Raw genomic sequence first — 15053 nt, 5'->3', positions numbered from 1 at the left:
GCCCTTTCCGCGGGAAAGGGATCCGACCCCGGTATCGGTCGGCCGATCAGTATCGCCAGGTCACCGCCAAGCGTGCGGTACGGCCCGGGGCCGGCATCACGCCCAGTGCAAGCGGGTCCAGGTAGTAGCGGTCGGTCAGGTTGTCCACGATCGCCTCCACCGACAGCTGATCGTTGAAGGTCCAGCTGGCGAACACATCCACCAGCGTGGTCGGGCGGTACAGCTGCTGGATGGCCGACAGGCCCACGTTCCATTCCTTGTCCAGCTTGCTGATCGGCCCGGCGTTGTGCACCACGCGCGTGCCGAAGGTCAGGCGCTCGTCGAACAGGCGCGAGCCCAGGGTCAGGTTGACCATGTAGCGCGGCGGGTTCTGGGTATTGGTGTAGGACCCTTCGAAACCCCCGTCCACGCAATCGGGGGTGGCCGCCAGTTCGGCGTTCTTCCGCTGTACGCCATAGGCGCGGCGTTCGGCCGCGATGTCCGGCGCGCAGGTCTTGGCCTTGAAGTAGTAATGCGCGGACAGATCGGCAAACAGCTTGCCGCTGTCATAGCTGGACTGGAACTCCAGGCCCGATACCTTGAAGCGATCGATGTTGCGGATCAGCCCGGCCGACAGCGTGCGGTAGTCGCGGGTGATCAGGTCGTCGATGCGGGTATCGAAGTACGCCAGCTTCAGCGCCAGGCGATCGCCAGCGGTGAACAGGTCGTGGTGGATGGTGCTGGCGCCCAGCTCCCAACTGTGTGCGGTTTCCGGTTTCAGTTCATCCACCGGCCGTGCGGCGGTGAACAGCCCCAGCGTGGTTTCGAACAAGCTGGGCAGCTTGGTGCCTTCGGCGTACTTCAGGTAGACCATGCTGTCTTCGCTGAAGCGGAACGCCACGCTGGCGGTGGGCGAGAACGCGCTGTCGCGACGGCGGATCGGCTGCGACCAGGTCCAGCTGACCGGCACTTCATAGTCTTCCGGGGCATCGGCGTCGTAGAAGTTCCAGCCGCCGAGGTCGGCCACGGTGCCCTTCTTGTACGGCGAGGCCAGCAGCGAGGCCTGGGTGAAGTTGCCGTTGGCGTCGGGGTACCAGTTCAGCAGGGCGATACGCTGCGCGCGCCAGGATGGCAGCGCCGGGTTGCCGTTCAGCAGTTCGGTGTAGCGGTACTGGCCCTGCACTTCATACTCGTCCACCGTGGCCAGGCGGTTGCGGTCGTGCACGTCCACGCGGTTCCAGCGGCCGCCGGCCATCAGTTCCCAGTGTTCGTTGGGCTCCCACTTCAGCCCAGCCACGGCGCTGTATTCCTTGCGCCAGGCGTTGCGCAGGAAACGATTGTTGACCAGGTCATCGTGCATGATCGGCCCGGAGCTGCCCGGCGCGATGTCTTCATCGCTGTAGGACAGGCCGTAATCGAGGGTGAAACGGCCGGCGCCGGTGTCGAAGATCGACGTGTTGCTGGCATCCAGGCCGAAGCGCTTCTGCCGCAGCGGGTTGCGGTACGCGTCCTTGTAGCCGCGGTTGCCGCTGAAGCTGGGCGCGTCGTACCACTGGGTCGGGCGGTCGAAGTACCACGGGGTGATGCCGGTCAGGCTGTTGTACATCACGCTGTCGGCGTCGGTGTACCAGGCATTCACGCGCAGGTCGACCCGTTCGCTGTCCGGGTTGAAGCGATAGCGTGCGCTGTAGCTGTCCATGTCCACGTGACCGGGGTCCCACTGCGGCACGCGGTCACGATCCACGCGGATGATCTGCGAGGCCATGATCTCGCCGGCCGTGCCTTCGTAGCGGCGATAGCCCAGTTCTAGGGTCTGCGCGTCATCGATGCGCCAGGTGCCCTTCAGCAGCGCCGACTTCGAACGCGAGGACGTGTTGAACACCTCGGTGTCCGGCGGGTTCAACGGCGCCAGCGTGCGCCGGGTCTGGGGAAAATCGTCGTAGCCGCGCTTGCCGGAAAAGTAGTTGCCATTGTCGCGGTAGGCGTAGGCGGCCACCAGATCGAAGCGATCCCAGTGGCCGGCGGCAGCCACGTTGAAGAACTGGCTGCCGGTGGCGCTGCGATCGGTGCGCGCCGCGGCATCGTAGCCGGGCAGGTTGTTGGCGCTGCCGCTGGCCAGGCCGCCGCGCACGCGCACACCCACATCGCGACCTTCGCGCAGCACGTCATCGACGTTCAGCGTCTCCATCTCCACCACGCCCCCAATGCCGCCGGAGGCGTTGGCCTGCAGGCTGGGGCCCTTGGTGATGGTCAGGCGCGAGATCAGGTCGGGGTCGAGGTAGGTACGCTGCGACTGGCCAGCGTAACCACGATAGGTATCCATGCTGGACTGGCCGCCGTCGATGATGACCGGGACCCGGCTCTGGCCCTGGATGCCACGGATGTTGACGTCGAAACCGTTGCCCACGCGCGGATCGCCTGCGGTGACACCGGCTACGCCCTTGACGATGTCGCCGCTGGACGTGCCGCGGAAGCGTTCCAGCGTGGTGCGGTTGAGCGTGCTGGTCGAGCCCACCGTGCGGTAGCTGTCGAGCAGGCGTGCTTCGTCACTGACGGCACCGCCCTGCACCCGGTCGCCCGCGACGCTGAGCGTGTCGGTCACGATCACGTCATCACCAGCCTGCACGGGAGCACCGGTCTCCAGCGTTACCGCATCGGGCCCCGCGGGGCGTGCCAGCAAGCCCGTGCCCTGCAGCAGCTGCGACAGGGCCTGGCTGGCGGACAGGTTGCCATCGAGCGCCTGCGAACTCAGCCCGGAGGTAAGCGCAGCGGCATAGGCAACCTGCACGCCGGACTGGCGCATGTAGCTGCGCAGTGCCTCATCCAGCGGTTGCGCCGGAATGTCGAAGTGCTGCACGGCAGCGGCGCTGCGCGGCGCGGACTGGGCGAAGACGGCAGGTGCGGTGGCGGCCAGACCGGCGGCCAGCAGCGCGATGCACAGGCGGGACGGGCGCGGCGCACGGCCACGGCGGGGGAAGTCGTACATGGGAAACCTGTCAGGTGAGCGTTACCGCAGACGCGGCGTCATCCGCACGGAGCGCGGACACAACGACGTACGTGGCGGCGGCGGGTACGTTCACGGGGTAAGACGAATGGGGCGGGTGGAACCCCCAGGTGAATTCATCCACGCATGGCGTGGATCTACTGATGGACGATGGCCACGCCCAACGGCCAGCGGGTGACCCGCAGGCCCGCGGTCGCGGCCAGCGTATCCAGCGCCTGCTCGGGGCGGTCGATGCGCAGGGCAGCGCTCACCGGCGGCAGTGACGACAGATCGCCACGCACCCAGGTCGGTCCGCTGCGGTAGCGGCCCAGGCGCTGTATCGCCTCGGCCACCGATGCCTGTTCCAGCAGCAGTTCGCCGCGGCGCCAACTGCCGATACCGTCGGTGGCGACATCCGGCAGGCGCTGCACGCCCCTGTGTGAGCCGTAGGACGCACGCTGGCCGGCACGCAGATAGGTCCAGCCGCCGTCCACGGGGCTGGCCACGCGCACCTGCCCCTGCCCGACTCCGGCCTGCGCGCCGTGCCCTTGCCGTTCCACGGTGAAGGCCGTGGAGATGTCTTCGACCACGCCGTTGCCGGCCGACACGCTGAAACGGCGCTGTGCATCGGCCGTCACTTCGAACCAGGCGCGACCGCGCAGCAGTTCGACCTGCCGCGCATGGGCGTCGAAGTGCACGGCAATGGCGCTGTCGGCGTCCAGTACTGCACGACTGCCATCGGGCAGGCGCACGTCCTGCACGAACTGCTGGCTGCGGTAGTCGGCCTGCAGGCGCAGCCAGGCATCGGGCCACACCACCAGCAGCGCCACCACGGCCGCCGCGGCCATTGCCCAGCGCAGGTGGCGCGGGCGGCGGCGAAGTGCGCTCGCGGGCGCCGATGCCGGCCGCGGGCCCAGGCTGCGCCACACCTGCCGTTCGTACTCGAACGCGCGGCGGTGCCCAGGCTGCGCCAGCCAATCTTCAAACGCCTGCATGCGCGCATCGCTGAGCTCGCCGGCCGCCAGCCAGGCGATCCAGTCACGGGCCTGCTCGGCCAAGGCAGCATCGGGGGCGGGTGAGGTCGGCAGGTGCGGGCTCATGGGCTGGCAGGTGGGCGCGTTCAATCGCGTGGCAGGGCGCGGGGAGGGATCGGCGTGCCCCTCTTGAGGACGTCTGCGGGCACGCCGGCCCCAAGCACGAGCATCATCGCCCTTCGCGGGCCCGGGCCAGGCGCTGCAGGGCCGCGCGCATGTGGTTTTCCACCGTGGTGACCGATACGCCCAGACGCCGCGCGATCCCGGCCTGGGTGAGGCCCTGCAGGCGGTTGAGCCGGAAGATGGTACGCGTGGGCTCAGGCAGGTGGCCAGCGGCATCGAGCACGCGCTGCAGTTCGTCCTGGGCCATTACCTGCGATTCGGTGGACACCTGGTCCTCGTCCTGCCACAGGTAGTGATCGGCCAGCAGCCGGTTGCGGCGGGTGGCCTCACGGCCATGGTCGGTGGCCAGATTGATCGCCAGCCGGTACAGGTAAGCGCGCGGGTTGTCGATCTGCTGCTGGCTGTCGACCCCGCGGGCCTTGAACCACACCGCCTGGATCACGTCCTCGGCGCTGCTGTCACTACCGAGGATGCGCTGAACACGGCGCAGCAGCGCCGGCCGTTCGCGGATCAGCAGTTCGGTCAGGGTGGCGGCATTGGAGGGCATGCGCGGTGGGGACGGACAAGGGCGGCGCGCATGCTACTCCGTAAATGCGAATCAGTCACGTTTGCGTATGACTGCGCGGCTCACAGGCACCCGGTCAGCCCCTCGTAGATGCTGATCGAGGTTCCCGGCAGTGGAACATCGATGGAATCGCGGGGCGGCACGGCTTCCAGCGACTGCAGCAGGTGCTCCAGCGACGTGCCGGCAGCCAGCGGCAACGCGCAGGCATAGCTGCGCACGTCCACGTCGATGCGCCCGTCGCTCAGCACCGAGCTGTTGCTGCCGGCGAAGGTCCACACGCAGCCGGCCAGCTGGCCGCTGGCCCGCTCCACCGAGCAACGCAGGCGCATGGCCCGCAGGTTGTAGTACTCGCCTTCGCAGAAGGTGTCGCCACAGACATCATCGAAGCCGGCAACGAGCGCCCGTTCGACGCTGCGGAAACGCTCCCAGCCCGCGGTCTGGTCCGGGTAGAGGCGGGCGTCGACGTATCGGTCTTGGGCATGCACGGCCTGCGCCACCAGGCACAGCAGCAGCCCGATCACCCGCAACAGGGGGCGCATCATCCCGGCCTCCCGGCGTTGCCGGGGGCCTGCAGACAGCCAAGCAGGTCATCGAACAAGCCCCGCCCCAGAGCGGGGAACGGGGCTTCCACGCCATCGGGCCCCGACAGGACCGTGTGGAACTGCTCCACCGGCACCCCCGGCAGCAGATCGACGGGACAGACCCAGCGCCCATTGTCGACCTGGACGTCCCCCGTAACGGGTTGCACACGCAGCTCGCTGGCGGCCACCACCCAGGCGCAGCGGGTAACCCGCCCGGTCAGCAGCCGCACCGCGCACCGCACCTGCATGACCCGGTAGTTGCTGTAATCCCCAGCGCAGAGGGTGTCTGCGCAGATGCGGTCGAAGCCCCGCATCAGGGCCGATTCGAGGTCGTAGAAGCGGTCCCAGTTGGCCTCGTTGGTGGGGAAATCAATCAGATCGACATGGCTGCCAGCCACCGCCGGCGGGGCGATCGACAGCAGGACGACAAGGCCACTGCAATATCTCCAGATCATGGCGCGCTCCTTGCAAATGAGGCCCCAGCCTGCGCCGCCCGGTGCTCCGGTCCCATCAGGAAACCCCGCCGCGAGCACTCGGCCGCGAGCCACGACGAAGGTCGGCCCTGCCCTACCCTGCACAGCGCCCGGCAAAGGCATAAAATAGGGGGCTAACCGTCTATACCCCCCACCTGGAGCACACCATGGGTCTGGAACTCGTCTCGCCCGGCAAGAACCCGCCGGAAGAAATCAACGTCATCATCGAGATCCCGAAGGACTCGGAACCGGTGAAGTACGAAGTGGACAAGGAGACCGGCGCGATCTTCGTCGACCGCATCCTGTCCACCCCGATGCGCTACCCGTGCAACTACGGTTACGTGCCCAGCACCCTGTGTGGCGATGGCGACCCGGCCGACGTTCTGGTGGTGCTGCCGCTGCCGCTGGTGCCGGGTTCGGTCGTGCGCTGCCGTCCGGTGGGCGTGCTGAAGATGAGCGATGAGGCTGGCAGCGACGAAAAGATCCTGGCCGTGCCGGTCTCGAAGATCTTCAGTGGCTACGCCCACGTGGAAGACATTGCCCAGGTGTCCAGCCACTGGCTGGAGCGCATTGGCCACTTCTTCGAGCACTACAAGGATCTGGAGAAGGGCAAGTGGGTCAAGCTTGACGGTTGGGGTGGCGCGGCCGAGGCCAAGCAGATCCTGATCGAGGCGCACCAGCGTCATCTGGACAGCAAAGCCTGATTCTGAACAGGATCGCTCCGACGCAGTGCGCCGGAGCGATCCTGGTCACGTTTCATGACGGCGGTCCATCACTATTGGCGCCGTATTAGGTAAATTGCGTCACTTCACACGTCTTCGACGTCCATCGTCGAGACAGCCAGGGGAATGTGTCGTGCGTATTCTGCTTGTAGGGGATGCAGCCAGCCTGCCGGCTGAGCTGTCCGAGTTCATTGCCGATCTTGGGGAAGACTGGCAGCCGTTGACCGCCACCGATGGCCACAGCGCGATGAGCGTGGTGGCGACACAGGGCGTGGATGCGGTAATCGTCTGCCCACAGTTGCCCGATCTGAATGCCACCACGCTGCTGGGGCAGATCCGCACGTTGCGCCCGGAAACCATCCGCATCGCGCTGGTCGATGCCCAGCATGGCAACCGGCCGCCGCCGGCGCGCCTGATCGGGGTGGCGCACCGCTTCCTGCCACTGCCGCTGGCACCGGAAGTACTGCTGGAAGCACTGACCAGCCTGGAAGAACTGCGCGAGGTGCTGGACAGCCCGCGGCTGCGTGATGCCATCGGCCGCATCGAGAAGCTGCCCTCGCCGCCGCACCTGTACCTGAGCCTGACCCAAGCGCTGGAACACGATGACGAAACCGACAGCGCCGATGTCGCCAAGCTGGTCGCCGCCGACCCGGCCATTGCCGCCAAGGTACTGCAGCTTTCCAACTCTGCCTTCTTCAGCCAGGGCCGCACCATTGCCGACCTGCGTACGGCGGTGACGCGGCTGGGCCTGGCCACCCTGCGTGACCTGGTGCTGGCCAGCGAAGTGTTTTCGGCACCAACGCTGTCCGCGGCCGAGCGCAATTCGCTGCAGCAGCGTGCGCTGATGGCTTCGCGCCTGGCGGCACGGCTGCTGCCCGAATCCAGTGCCGAACTGGGCGCCACCGCCGCACTGCTGGCCGATATCGGCCTGCTGCTGCCGGGCGTGCGCAATGAACGCACCGAGCCCTCGCTGGGCGGCGACCCCCTGCCCGGCCATGCCGAGGCCGGCGCCTACCTGCTGGGTCTGTGGGGCCTGCCGATGCCGATCATCGAGGCCGTGGCCTTCCACCTGCAGCCGCAGCGGTCCACCACCCGCAGCTTCTGGGTAACCGGCGCGGTGCATGTGGCGCTTGCGCTGGTCAATGGTGACCCGGTGGATGAGGACTACCTTCAGCGTGCGGGCGTGCTGAACAAGCTGCCGCAGTGGCGCGAGCATGCCAACAGCCTGATGGGGCTGGTACCCACCGAAGCCTGAGGCAGCGCGACGCAGGCAACAGACCAAGGGCAGGCCGCAGGGCCTGCCCTTTTTTCATCGCCGGTCGCTGTGTACAGGTCCGGCGCAAAAAAGAGGGCGGACCTTGCGGTCCGCCCTCCTTGTGTTGCGCGTTCCAGGCTTCGATGGATCAGAAGCGCTGGGTGTACTTCAGGTAGTAGTAACGACCGATGTCGAAGCCACCGTAGTACGAGAAGCTCGAGTTCGGCTGGGTGTACATGACCGGGCCTTCGTGGTTGAACACGTTGTTCGCGCCGATCGAGATGGTGGCATCCCACGGTGCGTTGTAGCGCACCTGCAGATCGTGGAAGGTGTTCGAACCGACCTTGCGGGTCGGCTGGGCCAGGGTGTACGCCGAGCTGAAGTTCGGCAGGTTGCACTCGCGGCCGCCGTCCAGATCGTAGGAGCAGGCTTCCTTCATGCCGGAGTAGTAACGCACGCCCCAGTTCACGCCGAAGTCGCCGAAGCTCCAATCGACATTCAGGTTCGAACGCACGCGGAAGTTGCCTTCCCAACCGGTGAACTGCTCGACCGGGGTTTCAGCCTCGTTGTCAGACTTGTATTCCAGGTAGTCAACGTAGGTGGTCTTCCAGTCGATCAGGAAGTTACCGAACGAGAACTCCGGCAGACGGTACTTGACGCCCAGATCGTAACCGGCGGTCTCGCGGTAGCCGCCGTTGACCAGGGTACGGGTCACGCCGACCACCTGGTTCACGGCACGGCCGCTGGTGCCACGCTCGAAGCGGTCGCAGGCGCCCTGGATGCCCAGCACGTAGCAGTTGTTCAGGATCGAGGTGACCGACTCAGCCGCGATGACGTCGTCGATGCGGATCTTCCACCAGTCCAGGCTGATGTCCAGGCCCTGCACGAAGTTCGGGCTGTAGACGAAGCCAGCGGTCCAGGTCTTGGAGGTTTCCGGCTTCAGTTCCGGGTTGGAACCGGACTCGAAGGCGCTGTAGGACTGGGTGTTCGTGCCAGTCGACTGCGCACCACCGGAGGTGATCTGGCGGAAGTCTGCCGGCACGCCCGCGGCGCCGCAGGCAGCAGCCACCGACGGGTTGCGTGCAGCCGAGCCGAACGCCGTATCGCACGGATCGGTGTACGAGTCGTAGGTCTGCGACACGCCGCCGTACATGTTGGCGATGTTCGGCGCACGGAAGCCGGTGGCGTAGGTACCACGGATCAGCAGGTCGTCGATCGGCTTCCACTTCAGGCCGAACTTCGAATTGACGGTGTCACCGAAGGTGTTGTAGTCCGAGTAGCGACCGGCAACGTCCAGCGACAGTTCCTTGGCGAACGCAACGTCAGCCAGGATCGGCACGTTCAGTTCGAGGTAGAACTCGTCCAGCTCGTACTCACCCTTGGTCGGCGCACCGGCCAGGCTGGTGCTCAGGCCGGACTGCAGCAGCGCGTCGGGGTTGTACTCACCGCTTTCCTCGCGGTGCTCGTAACCCGCCGCGAAGGCCAGGTCGCCGGCCGGCAGGGTTGCGATGCTGCCCGACAGGTTGGCGCTGTAGACCTTGGTGGTGTTGGTGTAGGTGTCGTGGCTCGGCAGGAACAGGTAGGCCTGCAGGGCCGGGTCAGCCAGCGAGCCGGCTTCGGTCGAACCGTACGGTGCCAGCGGGTTCCACGGGGTGCAGCCGGCGATCACCTTGCCCTCGACGCCGCAACGGGCAACGCCGCCTGCATCGATGAAGGACGGGCCGACGGCGTTCTGCACGTTCGGAACGAACAGGTCGCCGGTGCCGGTCTTGACGCCCTTGTTCTGGTTGTAGACGTAGCCCACATCCCAGTCGAAGTAGCGGTCAGCGAACTGGAAGGAGCCTTCCAGGCCGGCGCTGAAGCGGAAGGTTTCCTGCTCCGACTCGGTCTGGCGCGGCACTTCCGAGCCACGACGGATGAAGTTCGCATCCTGGCCCAGCGGGTTGTAGATGCTCTGACCCGACAGCGGGGTTTCATAGACTTCCGACTGGTACGGGTAGCCGGCGATCTGCGAGGTAGCCGTACGCTTGGTGTACAGCAGGCTGGCGGTGCCGCGGATGTTGTCGTTGAAGTCGTAGTTGCCGTTGGCGAAGACCGAACGACGCTTCAGCTTGTTCTGCAGCCACATTTCCTGGCTGGCGTTGGTGTAATCCGCCAGGCCGAAGTCGTGGAAGTCCGACAGCGAGTCGCCAGCGGCGCCCGGGTTGCGCACGTACCACAGATCCGGATCCGTCGGGTCGATCAGCACGCCCTGGTTGGACGCAGCCGACCAGCCGTTGGCGCCATTGGCGTCCGGGGTCTGGTGCCACTGGCCATTCGGGTAGCGGCTGAAGCGACGGTCCTTGGCCTTCACTTCGTCCTGTTCGTTGTACTCGGCACCCAGCGTGATCGAGCCACGGTCGCCGGTCTGGCCATAGACGAAGTTGTAGGTCTGCTGCTCGCCATCACCCTGGCCGTACTGGCCGGTGTAGAAGGAAGCTTCCAGACCGTCGAAGTTCTTGCGGGTGATGATGTTGATCACACCGGCGATGGCGTCCGAACCGTAAATGGCCGAAGCGCCGTCGGTCAGCACTTCAATGCGCTCGACCACCGAGGTCGGGATCGAGGCCAGATCGGTGTAACCACCGGTGCTGGTGCCCATGCGCTTGCCGTCCAGCAGCACCAGGGTGCGCTCCGGGCCGAGGTTGCGCAGATCGACGAACTGACCGCCGACTTCTTCGCCCGAGGACAGCGCATCGCTGCGGCTGATGGCCGGGGAGCCGGTGGCGGCCAGGTTCTGCACGATGTCGGCAACGCTGGTGAAGCCCTGCTTTTCGATATCGGCGCGCTGCAGCGCGATGACCGGCTGTGCGGTCTCCATGCTGGCCTGGCGGATACGCGAACCGGTGACCGAAATGCGGTCCAGGTCGGTGGTGCCGGAGGCCGCTTCCTGCGCGGAAGCAAAGGCCGGCGACAGCGCCAGCGCAATGCCGGCGGGCAGCAGACCCAACCGCACTGCGGAATTACGAACGTTCATCAATCTCTCCAAGGTACGTGTTAGCAGCGTGTTAAAACACCCCAGCACGTTACGATTGCGTTGCAGCGCTGTATTTGCGCGACCCAACGAGAGACTTTGCCGATTTTGGCGGGAGATTCGCACCGTCTTCACGGAAGCGCGATGCAGACGTGCCATAGCGGGCGCGGAAGGCGCGCGCGAAGCTGCAGCAGTTGTCGAATCCACTGGCGGCAGCGACTTCACCCACCATCATGTCGGTGTCGCGCAGCAGATCGGCGGCACGCTCCAGGCGAAGGCGCGCCGAAAGAGACTGCGGGCTTTCTTCATACAGGCTCTGGAACGTTTTGGACAGATACCAGCTTGAGAAGTTGGTCAGTTCGGCCAGTTCGCCGATGCGCACCACGCGGTGGCTGTTGCCTTCCAGGTACAGGCGCGCGCGCTGCATGCGACCGAACACCTGGCGCTTGCGGCTGCGCGAGCGGCCCGGGCAACGCTGCACGTTGTCGGCCAGACCGCGCTGCAGGCCCGCCAGGTGCAGCAGCAGCGGACGCAGCGACTGCGCCGGCTGCCCGCTGGCCAGCGCATCACGCCACAGGCGCAGGGCCACGCGGGCATCGCCGCGGTTCATCTGCCCACGCCCGGCATACAGCCCGCAGTCGGCCATTTCGGCCAGCGCGCGCAGCGCTTCCACGTTCAGGTTCAGGCCCACACACAGGCCATTGCGACCGGCCTGCACCAGCGGGCGTGATTCCTTCTCGAACGCAATCCATTCGCCCTGGCGCAGGCGGAAGCGGCCTTCCTTCGCCTCCACCCACGAGGTGCCGCGCACCTGCATCCATACGGTGAAGCTGCTGCCTGCCGTCTGCAGGCTGCCCAGCCGGGCAACACCCAGGCAGGTCGGGGCCACGTCATCGACGGCCTTGTCCAGCGAGACGGATTGGCCACGATCGGCCAGCGAGAGTTGACGCATGGGAGCACCACGGATTTGCCAAGTACAGGCCACCGTTTTGCCAAATCAGGTGCGTGCCGGTCAGGAAGAACCGCCGAGATCGCCACGAAATCGCCACGACGTCGGCACGAAAGAGTTACGAAGGACCTTTGTCGTTGAAAATCAACAACCTGGAGAAGGCCGGAAACAGCGGCGGCGGCGCTGCGGGCAGGCGCATGACGCCAATGTCGGCACCGTCGGACACGGCCAGAGCCAGATAAAGGTCGCTTCCGTCGGCACTGGCGCTCAACCCGTTGCCCGCGCTCAGGCGCTGCGCGTCCAGGCAGCGCTCCGGTTCCCGGGTGCCACCCTGGACACGGGTCAGGGTGGTGGAACATTCGGCAGTGCTGCCCAGGTAATCGATACGCCCGTTGCCGGCCACGGCCCAGGTGCGGTAACGCCAGCGGCTGGGCCACGCGTCGCTGACCTGCTGCACGCTGGCCGCGTCCAGGCGGGGATTGACCGACCACAGACCACTGGCGGCCAGCCGCGTGAACAACACCCGCCCGCTGCTGCGGTCCAGGCGGGCCTGCGAGACCCCTTCCAGACTGCCCAGGCGTCGCCACGGCTGGGTGCTGCGATCAAACAGTGTCAACTGCACCCGCTGTTGCGCATCGCGTTCCAGCACAAGCACCTGCTCGGCGGTGGCGCCATACAGCGCCTGCAGCGGTTGCTGCACCGGCACCGGCAGCACCTGCAGGCGCTCATCGCGCGGCGCGATCTCATACACCACCGCCTGGCCGTGCTCGTCGCGTCCCACCACCAGCAACTGGCGGCTGTCGGGCGACCAGTCCGGCGCCTGCCTCGCTTCCGGGCGCAGCCCCTCAATCGGACGCAGCGAGTCGGGACGCTCCATGTCGGCCCACCACAGCGCAAAGCTTCCCGAGCGGTCGGAACTGAACACCAGCTGCCGGCCGTCCGGCGCCACCATCGGCTGGCCATCGCGGCCGCTGGAGGCGAACAGGCGCTGCGCGGCACCGCCCTGCACCGGCGTGCGGAACATGCCGAACTGGGCGCGGCGGTGGACGAAGGCGAGCATGTCGCCGCGCCGGGAAACCGCCGGCCACTGCGCGTCGTCCAGGCCCGCGTCGCGCAAGGTACGGCGCTCCACATCCAGGTAGTACAGCCGCGCCTCACTGTCCACGCGCCGGCCAAACACGATATGCCGGCCATCGCCCAGCCAGGCCCAACCGCGCAGTTCGGCCGCCTCGTTGGTCAGCTGTTCCGGCGTGCCGCCGCTGGCAGGCATGCGCCACAGGTCGCCCAGCTGCGGGTTGCGCGCGAACACCAGCCAGCGCCCGTCAGGCGAATAGCGCGGTGCATAGTCGAAATCATCTGCGCCGGCCTCGTACTGCAGCGCCCGCCACTGCCCGCTGGGCAGGTCGAGCACGCGGATGCCCCGGTGCGCATAGCGCCCCACCATGCTGCCGAACACCAGCCCGCGGCCGTCGGGGGTCCAGTCGAAACTGAGCAGCTCGGTGCCATCACAGCGGGTGGCCTGGCGCAGCGCGCCGCCGGTGGCACTGGCAATCAGCACCTGGCAACTGCCGTCAGCGCCAAAACGCGCGAATGCAATCTCGCGTCCATCCGGCGACCAGCTGGGGAACCGGTCGCTGGCGCCGGCAGGCGGTTGCAGCAGCTGGCGGGCCGGTGCATTGCCCGAGGTCTGCACCCGGATCGCCCCGCCCGTTGCGCTGTCGTCGTTGGCGCCCTCGTAGGCGACCTGCGAGCCATCGGGCGACAGCGTGGGATAGGTCTCGAAACCGGCGGTGGCGGTAATCAATCGATAGGGGCGCTCGGGACTGCCGATCACCCGCGTGCCATCCTCCACCACCGCATCCAGCGGTGAGCTCGGCACCGGTCGGCGCAGCAGCAATGAAGTAAGCACCAGCAGCGCGACCAGCATGGCCAGACCCAGCACCAGCAGCAGACGACGACGCCACATGCGCAGGCTGCGCCGACGTACATCGTGTGCATCGGCCTGCGGCAGGTCCTCGCTGGCCGCGTCGTCCAGCGCCTGCGCTGTCTGCGCCAGGCCTTCGCTGTCCTGCAGCGCCTGCACCGGCACCAGCAGCCGATAGCCGGTCTTGGCGATGGTTTCGATATACGCCTGGCCGTTGTCCTCGCCGATGGCGAAGGCCTTGCGCAACTGGGTCACCGCCTGTGTCAGCACATCGTTGGTGGGCAACGTGTCGGGCCAGACTTCTGCGAACAGCTCTTCACGCGTGACCACGCGCCCAGGCTGCCGCAGCAGCACGCGCAGCACGCCCAGCGCCTTCGGCGTGAGGCGTCGCGGACGACGCGCACCGGGCACGTCGACTTCACGTGAAGACAGAGTCACTACGCATTCGCCTACGCGAACGCGGTCACACTCTGGCGACTGGCTTTCGTAGCTGTTCATTCGTTGCTAGAAGCTTGAAACACGTTGCAGATACCACGGGGCAGCGTTGTGCTTCCTTCCCTGCAACATCCAAAAGCCAGATTCCGCACAAACCATCGGCGCATACCGCAAAAAAAACCAAGCGCGCGAATACTAGCCTATGCAGGTTACCTCGCCTATCGCGTGGTGGACATCAGGCTCTCTCTCGCCGACGCATTCACATAATAAGCAGCATCATTCGCGCCCTTCGGGGCGCGAAATTTTTATCTGGCGTTCATTTTCAGGATCGCCGCAGCATGGTCAGCCCGACCAGCCGCGAAACCACCAAAGCGACGTACATGACGCCGGAAAACTGCTCCAGCATGACCAGTGCGCGTGCCTGTGGATGCAGCGGAACCACGTCGCTCAAGCCGACCCCGGACAGCAAGCTGAAGCTCAGATAAAGCAGCTCCATCCACGTGCGCTGCAAGCCACCGCCGGTGCCCTGGAAACTGCCCGGATACCACTGCTGGCATACCGCGAATGCAAACGCGAATCCCCACGCCAGCAATGTGAACGTAGCACCAACGGCAAACAGTTCATCACGCGTGACTTTATGGTCCTGCAGCATGTAGGCGGTCAGCGCGCCGGCGGTGTAGAAGTACAACAGGCTCTCCAGCAACTGCGCCGTGATGGCCAGCCCGGGATGATCCAGCAGCGCGGCGGCGATGGAGAACACGACCGAAGGAATGGCCAGCACCAGGGCCAGCCACGTGCCCAGCGGGCTGCGCTGCACCACCCACAACGCCAGCCCCAGCACCGCCATGCCGAACACGCCCAATGCAGCGCGTCCGCCGGCGGTTTCATCCAGTGCCGGATACAACAGCACCGCCAGCAACTGCGCGGCCAACAACCAGGCCGACGGATGGCGGCGCGCGATGGCCAGCCAGCGGGTGGTCAGAGCAACGGGCATGGCGTCCTTCCCCTGGGCGATGG

The 15053-nt window shown here is 66.4% G+C and carries 11 protein-coding genes; 2 read left to right on the top strand and 9 right to left on the bottom strand.

What is annotated here, in order from left to right:
* Positions 1-46: 46 nt before the first annotated feature.
* From RTY46_RS06720 to RTY46_RS06700, 5 genes are all read right to left on the bottom strand, one after another.
* On the bottom strand, positions 47-2965 hold the full coding sequence (locus tag RTY46_RS06720; protein ID WP_312707355.1) for a TonB-dependent receptor: 2919 nt from the start codon (positions 2963-2965) through the stop codon (positions 47-49).
* 155 nt (positions 2966-3120) lie between these two features.
* Entirely contained in the window at positions 3121-4062 is a 942-nt protein-coding gene (locus tag RTY46_RS06715; protein WP_312707354.1) for a FecR domain-containing protein, read from the bottom strand.
* A 103-nt stretch (positions 4063-4165) separates the two neighbouring features.
* Entirely contained in the window at positions 4166-4666 is a 501-nt protein-coding gene (locus RTY46_RS06710) for an RNA polymerase sigma factor (protein WP_312707353.1), read from the bottom strand.
* A gap of 80 nt (positions 4667-4746) precedes the next feature.
* Positions 4747-5226 carry a hypothetical protein gene (locus RTY46_RS06705; protein ID WP_312707352.1) on the bottom strand — a complete coding sequence of 160 codons (480 nt, stop codon included), beginning with the start codon at positions 5224-5226 and terminating at the stop codon, positions 4747-4749.
* Positions 5223-5720, bottom strand: coding sequence for a hypothetical protein (locus tag RTY46_RS06700; protein ID WP_312707351.1), 498 nt, complete (start codon positions 5718-5720; stop codon positions 5223-5225). Before RTY46_RS06700 ends, RTY46_RS06705 begins: the two co-directional genes overlap by 4 nt.
* A 185-nt stretch (positions 5721-5905) precedes the next feature.
* On the opposite strand from RTY46_RS06700, the gene ppa reads away from it, so the two are divergent.
* Complete coding sequence (gene ppa, locus RTY46_RS06695; RefSeq protein WP_005410935.1) at positions 5906-6442, top strand: inorganic diphosphatase; 537 nt, start codon at positions 5906-5908, stop codon at positions 6440-6442.
* 151 nt (positions 6443-6593) lie between these two features.
* Positions 6594-7715: an HDOD domain-containing protein gene (locus RTY46_RS06690; RefSeq protein WP_312707350.1), complete on the top strand. Its 1122-nt coding sequence runs from the start codon at positions 6594-6596 to the stop codon at positions 7713-7715.
* Between the two features lie 148 nt (positions 7716-7863).
* Here RTY46_RS06690 and RTY46_RS06685 read toward each other — a convergent pair whose 3' ends face one another.
* The 4 genes from RTY46_RS06685 to RTY46_RS06670 form a co-directional block, all read right to left on the bottom strand.
* Entirely contained in the window at positions 7864-10731 is a 2868-nt protein-coding gene (locus RTY46_RS06685; RefSeq protein ID WP_312707349.1) for a TonB-dependent receptor, read from the bottom strand.
* A gap of 49 nt (positions 10732-10780) precedes the next feature.
* Positions 10781-11680 carry a helix-turn-helix transcriptional regulator gene (locus RTY46_RS06680; protein ID WP_312707348.1) on the bottom strand — a complete coding sequence of 300 codons (900 nt, stop codon included), beginning with the start codon at positions 11678-11680 and terminating at the stop codon, positions 10781-10783.
* Positions 11681-11795: 115 nt separating this feature from the next.
* Positions 11796-14099 (bottom strand): winged helix-turn-helix domain-containing protein, encoded by a 2304-nt coding sequence (locus RTY46_RS06675; RefSeq protein ID WP_312707347.1) that lies wholly within the window; start codon positions 14097-14099, stop codon positions 11796-11798.
* Positions 14100-14358: 259 nt separating this feature from the next.
* A complete protein-coding gene (locus RTY46_RS06670; RefSeq protein ID WP_312707346.1) occupies positions 14359-15030 on the bottom strand; it encodes an ion channel in 672 nt (223 codons plus the stop codon).
* Between the last annotated feature and the right edge of the window lie 23 nt (positions 15031-15053).

It is taken from the genome of Stenotrophomonas sp., assembly GCF_032056425.1.
GTDB lineage: Bacteria > Pseudomonadota > Gammaproteobacteria > Xanthomonadales > Xanthomonadaceae > Stenotrophomonas.
Note: the sequence above shows the minus strand (reverse complement) of the source record. Positions and strands in the feature narration are given on the sequence as shown.